The organism is Chryseobacterium sp. Leaf394 (genome assembly GCF_001424105.1).
Classification (GTDB): Bacteria; Bacteroidota; Bacteroidia; order Flavobacteriales; family Weeksellaceae; genus Chryseobacterium.
In genome coordinates, this window is the sequence record NZ_LMQH01000011.1 from 1225417 (window position 1) to 1232251 (window position 6835).

Annotated in this window: 7 protein-coding genes; 6 read left to right on the forward strand and 1 reads right to left on the reverse strand. The window is 38.3% G+C overall.

Features of this window, described 5'->3' with window-relative positions; all coding sequences use genetic code 11:
- The first annotated feature begins 9 nt into the window (after positions 1–9).
- The gene (zwf, locus tag ASG21_RS10075) at positions 10–1491 is read left to right on the forward strand and encodes a glucose-6-phosphate dehydrogenase (RefSeq protein ID WP_056079149.1); all 1482 of its coding nucleotides are present in this window, start codon (positions 10–12) and stop codon (positions 1489–1491) included.
- A 27-nt stretch (positions 1492–1518) separates the two neighbouring features.
- The gene (gene pgl / locus ASG21_RS10080) at positions 1519–2229 is read left to right on the forward strand and encodes a 6-phosphogluconolactonase (RefSeq protein ID WP_056079151.1); all 711 of its coding nucleotides are present in this window, start codon (positions 1519–1521) and stop codon (positions 2227–2229) included.
- 97 nt (positions 2230–2326) lie between these two features.
- Here pgl and ASG21_RS10085 read toward each other — a convergent pair whose 3' ends face one another.
- On the reverse strand, positions 2327–3088 hold the full coding sequence (locus ASG21_RS10085) for a hypothetical protein (protein ID WP_056079153.1): 762 nt from the start codon (positions 3086–3088) through the stop codon (positions 2327–2329).
- A 392-nt stretch (positions 3089–3480) separates the two neighbouring features.
- Between ASG21_RS10085 and ASG21_RS10090 the strand changes: the two genes are divergently transcribed.
- The 4 genes from ASG21_RS10090 to ASG21_RS20335 all read left to right on the forward strand — a co-directional run.
- A complete protein-coding gene (locus tag ASG21_RS10090; RefSeq protein ID WP_034684091.1) occupies positions 3481–3657 on the forward strand; it encodes a histone H1 in 177 nt (58 codons plus the stop codon).
- Positions 3658–3964: 307 nt separating this feature from the next.
- The gene (locus tag ASG21_RS10095) at positions 3965–5473 is read left to right on the forward strand and encodes an alpha/beta hydrolase (protein ID WP_056079156.1); all 1509 of its coding nucleotides are present in this window, start codon (positions 3965–3967) and stop codon (positions 5471–5473) included.
- Positions 5474–5476: 3 nt separating this feature from the next.
- A complete protein-coding gene (locus ASG21_RS10100) occupies positions 5477–6505 on the forward strand; it encodes a caspase family protein (protein ID WP_056079159.1) in 1029 nt (342 codons plus the stop codon).
- On the forward strand, positions 6495–6835 hold a 341-nt coding region (locus tag ASG21_RS20335), incomplete at its 3' end, for a hypothetical protein (RefSeq protein WP_185113724.1). The genes ASG21_RS10100 and ASG21_RS20335, both read left to right, overlap by 11 nt.

A 6835-nucleotide genomic window follows, 5' to 3' on the forward strand; every position in this document is an offset into this window, starting at 1 on the left:
TCTGAAAAAATGAGTGATAATAAAATCCTTCAGCCAACGACCATTATTATCTTTGGTTCCACGGGAGATTTAGCCAAAAGAAAACTGTTTCCGGCATTTTACAATCTTTACATCAGTGGCAGAATGCCGAAGGGCTTCAACATTCTGGCATTGGGACGGGCAGATAACAGCGATGAATATTTTAAAAATTACATCAGAGAAAATCTCGAACAGTTCTCAAGAAAAAAAATCAGTTCAGAAGACTGGGCAGGCTTTCAGGCGCACATTACCTATTTTCAGCATCAGCTGGATGAAGAAAATTCCTACAAAGATTTATATGAAAAATTAGAGAAATTCGATAAGGTCTACGGAAAAAGAGGAAACAGATTGTTTTACTTATCCATCGGACCGAATTTCGTTTCTACCATTTCAAATCATATCAAAAATGCTTCGTTAGCATCTGATCCTGAGAGAGACAGAATTATCATTGAAAAACCTTTCGGTCACGATAAAGAGTCGGCTATAGAACTCAACAATTTACTGGCTGAGACTTTTGAAGAAGAGCAGATTTACCGTATTGACCATTATTTAGGTAAAGAAACGGTACAGAATATACTGGCATTCAGATTTGGAAATTCTATTTTCGAACCTTTGTGGGACTGTAAACATATTGAATCGGTTCAGATTACAGTAGCTGAAGAAGTCGGTGTAGAAACAAGAGGAAGTTTTTACGAAGAAACCGGAGCGCTCCGCGACATGATTCAGAATCATTTGCTTCAAATCCTCTGTATGGTTGCCATGGAACCGCCGGCATCGCTTGAATCGGGTGAAATCAGAGACCGAAAAGTAGATGTCCTGAAATCCATCCGCAGAATTTCTTCCGACAAGGTTGATCATTACGCAGTACGAGGTCAATATGGAAAAGGAACTATCAACGGTGCCAAAGCCAAAGGTTACCGTCAGGAAGAAGGAATCGCTCCTGAATCAAATACAGAAACTTTTGTAGCCGTAAAATTTTATCTGGATAACGAAAGATGGCAGGATGTTCCGTTCTACGTCCGCACAGGAAAAAAGATGAAGGAAAAACATTCTTACATTACGATTCAGTTTAAACCGCTTCCAACGTCAACTTTTTCAGAAACTTCACAGCAATTGTCTGCCAACCGACTGATCATCAATATTCAGCCTTTGATGGATATCAGATTACAGTTTATGGCAAAACAGCCCGGACTTTCTTTGGTTTTAAAGCCTGTGGAAATGATTTTCGATAATTTTGCCTGTCAGGAAGATACACCTGAAGCGTACGAAACTTTATTACTGGATGCTTTGATGGGCGATCTTACTCTGTTTATGCGTTCAGATCAGGTGGAAGAAGCCTGGGATGTGGTCAAAACAATTCAGGATACCTGGGAAGGCAGAAGAGATTCATCATTTCCTGATTATGAAGCAGGCAGCTGGGGACCGGAAGAAAGTTTTGCTTTGGTTGAAAGACAGGGACACAGCTGGGTTTAGGATGATTTAAATTTAAATAAGAAGAAAATGAATATTACCGTATTTGAAGATTTAGATACATTATATAAAAAGGCAGCGGACAGTTTTGTTGATTTGTCAAAAAAATCAATCGGAAAACACGACCGTTTTACAGTTGCACTGAGTGGAGGTTCTTCTCCAAAAGCTATTTTCAAATTGTTGGCAACTCAGGAATACACCGATAAAATTGAATGGAATAAAGTATGGTTTTTCTGGGTTGATGAACGTTGGGTTCCTTTGAACGACGGGAAGAGCAATGCAAAAATGACAAATGACACACTTCTGGATCAGGTTCCTGTGAATAAAGATCAGATTTTCCCGATGTACAGAGACGGAATTGAGCCTGAAGTGTATGCTGAAGAATATGAACAGTCAATCAGAAATGTTCTGGGCGAAGAAGGTATTTTCGATTTTATTCTTTTAGGAATGGGCGATGACGGTCATACTGCTTCGTTGTTTCCAGGCGAAAAAATTTTAAATGAAACTGAAAAATGGGTCGATGCTTATTATCTGAAACCTCAGGAAATGTACAGGATTACTTTGACGGCGCCCATTATCAACAGAGCTGAAAATATTCTGCTGGTTACTTTTGGCGAATCTAAAAGACATGCTTTGAATGAAGTTTTAAATGGAGAATACAATCCTGAAATGTATCCGCTTCAGTTGATTGACAGAAAGGAAAATTTTCATTTGTTTACTGATAAAGAAGCTACAGCATAGCCATCTAAACTATTTCTGAGAATCAGTATTAGTCATACATTAATTATACAAAGCCCTTTGTCTGTTGAAAAGCAGATGCAGAGGGCTTTTATTTTTTCTAAAATCTAAGTTCGTCAAAATCCTTTATTTCAGATAGTTTTAAGAGTGTAGAAACCTCTACAGTTTCCCAGGAATCTTCAAAATTCTCTACATAGCTTTCGCCATCGTCATCCTTATTGAGATTGTCGCGTGTAAGTTTCTTTCTCGTCAAAAAATTAATGCTGGTTTCTGTCTGCGGCACGGGACCTCGATTATAACTTGCATCGTAGCCTATCAGGGCTAGATCACCATCCTGAGATCTGAAAGTGTAGCTCCAGTGGCCGTATCGTCCGTGACCATAACTCACTATGAGATTTCCCTTTTCAATAGAAAGTCCGAGCTCAGGAGCATAGTAGACACCACCATCCTCATTTTCAGAGGAAAAGCAGTTGTAGTTTTTAGATGCCACTTCGTAGTGACTTCCTTTGTTGAGCAAAACAATGATTCCACGGCGGTTTCTGTCTAATCTTCCACGGTATTCGTCGTCCACAAACTTAGCTGGATTTGTTCCCTTGATTACAAGAACAACATCCTGAAGGCCATCTTTGTTGAGGTGTCCTTTTATATCCTCCATGCCTTCTTCCTTATAGAGAGCATATCCGGCAGGAATAAAGTCTACAACGTTTTTTTTCTGTTGATCTGTTAAGGGTTTTGATGATGTATTTAAAGTATCAGCGACAGATTCTTTCTGATCTGAAGTCTGACTCTTTTTTTCTTCTGTTTTTGAATTGCACGCCGTAAGGAGCAAAATCGTGAGAAGTAGTGAAATGTTTATTTTCATATTTAGGTTTTAATCTGTGTTAAAGTGGGTTGAAGCGTCTGCCAGTAAGGTTTTACATTAAATTTCTAATGTTTTTTTAAAATAAAAAATACTGTGATGATTAAAATTAATCCAAATATTCCAAAGAAAGAAATTCCAGATAATTATTTTGTCTTTGCCTTGTGATATTTCGATAAAAGAGAAGAAATTTTTCTGCTTATATGCTGATAAAAACTAAATATGATTTCTGATTTCACCCACTTTTTTCAGAGAATTTTTGACTTTTAAAATCTCAAAAACAGCAAAAACCAACCTCAATGCCCATAAAATGTACATTTTTGTGTTAAATTTTGGTAATGATGTTATGCTAATATTGTCTGAAACCATATATTTGCAACCTAAATTTATTAGACATGAAAGAACTTATTGAAAAAATCAACGCAGAATTTGAAGCGTTTACAACAGAAGCAAACCAACAAGCTGAGAAAGGTAACAAAGCAGCAGGAACAAGAGCCCGTAAATCAGCTTTGGAATTGAGCAAACTTTTCAAAGACTTCAGAAAAGTTTCTGTAGAAGAATCTAAAAAATAATCAGAATTTTTTGACCGGTTTTCTTAACCGGTTTTTTTGTGCCTTTTTTTAAGATTACATAGACAATGAATGAGTGAATTAATGCATTATTTTCATTAAAGTGTAAATTCTGGAAATGTTTACACGCTTCAAAGGCATCTTTAAGATTACGGCTTTTTGAGCTTAAGAGACAGTTAGCGTATTAAAAACTTAGTGTTCTCTGTGTTCAAATCCAAATCTCATCACTGTTTCTAATGATTTTTAAAATTTGTTTAAAATCTAAGCTTAAAAATTTTTATCTTAGAGTATATAAAAACAAAACTAAATCATGAGAATTCAAGACACTGCGCTAAGCCGCAACAACTACGTAAATGTGGGAAAAGACGGAACTTTTCTTGCAGGAAATGATCCTTTATTCAACAGCACTCCACAGGAGATTGACCAGCTTTTCAAAGAGCTGAAAGATAAAAATCAGACAAAAATTGTTTTCTACTTCCATGGAGGTCTCGTTCCTGCCAATGACGGTATGGATACCGCCAAACGCATTGTGAGATATGTTAATAAAGATACAGACGCACATCCCATTTGCTTTATCTGGGAAACAGGTCTGTCTAAAACGGTAGCTCACAATCTTGATATTGCAGGAAAGTCTGAGTTTTTCAAAAAATTAATGGTGAAAGTCATTAAAGTGGCCGGAAAAAAACTTGGAATTGAAGCGGTTGACAATATCGGAAACTCCAAAGGTGTGGAAACCATGAAGGAATCTGAGATTAATTCTGAATTAAACAAAGAAGAACCTTTCGGAAATTATCAGGTTAATGTTCAGTCTAAATCTGCCTCTGTAATCGATGCCGAAACCGTCAGTTCTGATGCGGAACTGAAAGCAAGAATACTTCCTGAAATTGAAGCTGAACTGGAAGAGGAAATTGAAAGCGATGAAGAGTTCAAAAGAGTTGCAGCAGAAGAAAAGTCTGAAGAAGAATCAGGACTCATTAATCCGGAATATACCGGTGCCGAAGTTGCCGATGGAAAGGGAATCATCAGTTCCGCAAAACTGATTGCAGCTTCCGTGAAAATTACATACAATGTCATCAAGAGACACATCCAAAAAACAGATCACGATTTTTACCCAACGGTCATTGAAGAAATTCTGCGTGAAATTTACGTTTCCAACATCGGAAACTGGCTGTGGGGAAGCATGAAAAAGAAAGCTGCCGCGATGTGGAAACCTTCAGATTTTATGGGAGATTACCAGAACTGGCATGTTGGATCTTATGTGATAAAAAAGTTGGAAGAATACCAGAAAGAAACCGGAAAGCCTTTAACCATAGATCTCGTAGGACATTCAGCAGGTTCGATTGTGATTTGTGAACTGTTTAAAAAACTTAAAGCTGACAAAAGTGATCTGAAATTCAGAAACATTATGTTCTTTGCGCCGGCCTGCCGATGTGATTTATTTGATGAAGCAATTCTGAGTTCGCCTGAACGTTTTTCATCATTCAGAATCTTTACAATGAAAGATGAGCTCGAAAAGCAGGATCAATTGGTCAAACATCTTTATCCGAGATCATTGCTGTATCTTATTTCAGGAATATTGGAGGAAGAAAGAGATGCCCATATTTTAGGCCTGCAGCGACACATCACGGGAAACAAACCGTACATTGGTGATATGTTTACCAGAATTAAAACTTTTTTGGCTGATGAAGGAAAGATTGTCTACTCGAAATCTGATGATACTGCTTTGGGTGGTTTCAAAACCGGTTCACTTTCCCACGGCGGTTTCGATGATGACAAAGAAACGACTTTGGACAGCATGGTCCACATTATCAATCATTAATTTATGCATGAAAATAATAACGATTTTGCCGTTGTAATCGGTGTGAGTCACTATAAAGGGCTTACGAAACTGCAGGGTCCTGACGATGACGCACAAAAGTTTTACGATTGGCTGACCAATGAATCTGAAGGAAGTTTGCCATCGGAAAACTGTCATTTAATTTTATCTAAAGAAGATCCTTTAACGCCCATTCAGGATGGAATTGATACTGCCTTTGCCCAGATTTTAGAAGGTTTCAGATCCGGAGGAAAAGAGGGTAGGAGGCTCTATTTTTATTTCTCCGGTCACGGCTTGGGAATCGACTGGAACGAAACGGCTCTGGTCTTACCGCCATGGACGGATATACTGCGAAACTATGCGCTTTCGTCCTCAGGATATTTAAAAACACTTATTCAGTGTGGCTATTTTAAAGAAGTATTTTTCTTTTTAGACTGTTGCAGAAACAGAATGGTAGGCGTGAACGGTGCTCAGCCACTTTTTGCCAATATAAAACCGGCAGCGGGAACGGCAGAATGTGTTTCTTACGTATTTTCGGCAACTGAATTTGACAATAAAGCTTTCGAAGCTGTCATTCAGCCGGGAAACGGAAGTCTCCTGGATAACAACAGAACTCAGGGATTATTCACAACTTCTCTGATGAACGGACTAAAAGGTGCTGCCGCAGAAAATGGTAAAGTCACCACAACATCACTTACCAATTACCTTAAACTCAATCTTCCGGAGCTCGCAAGATCGGTGCAGAAAATTCAGATTCCGAGGTTTCATTCGGAGAGTGGCGGAAATGAAGTGACCATTATTGATGGTTTTAAACCTCAGGAAATTGCGTTGAAGATTTCTTTTAAAGGAAATAACAGAACTGTCATTTTAGAAGATTCAGATTTAAATATTATTAAAGAAGACAATACTGAAAACGGCAGCTGGACAGTTGCTGTGAAGAAAAGTTCGTATGCCATTTATAATAAAGGCGAAGCTGATCTTGCCCGCTCGATAAGAATAGACGGAACTCAAAACGAAGTGCATTATGAATTCTAAGGAAACGCCCATATACCAGTTCAGCTTCACGGCAGAAGGTCCGCTGAGCGAGTTTGTATTTCTCGAGCTCTTCGATGGCGACGGGAAATTGGTTGCAGGAAATTATGAGAGTATTTCTGAGCAGCTTGCAAGAGGCCTCTACCAGCTGAATATCTATTCCAACGAAAAGCTGGAGACTGAAACCATCCGTTTGGACAAAGACTATTCCGGAAATTATACCAACCAGGGTTCATACTCATCTATTTCAGGATATTTCCTCGAGAGTTCACACGAATATTACACAGAAACCTCGAAATACTGGAGCGACCATTTTACTTCAGATGAAAAAAA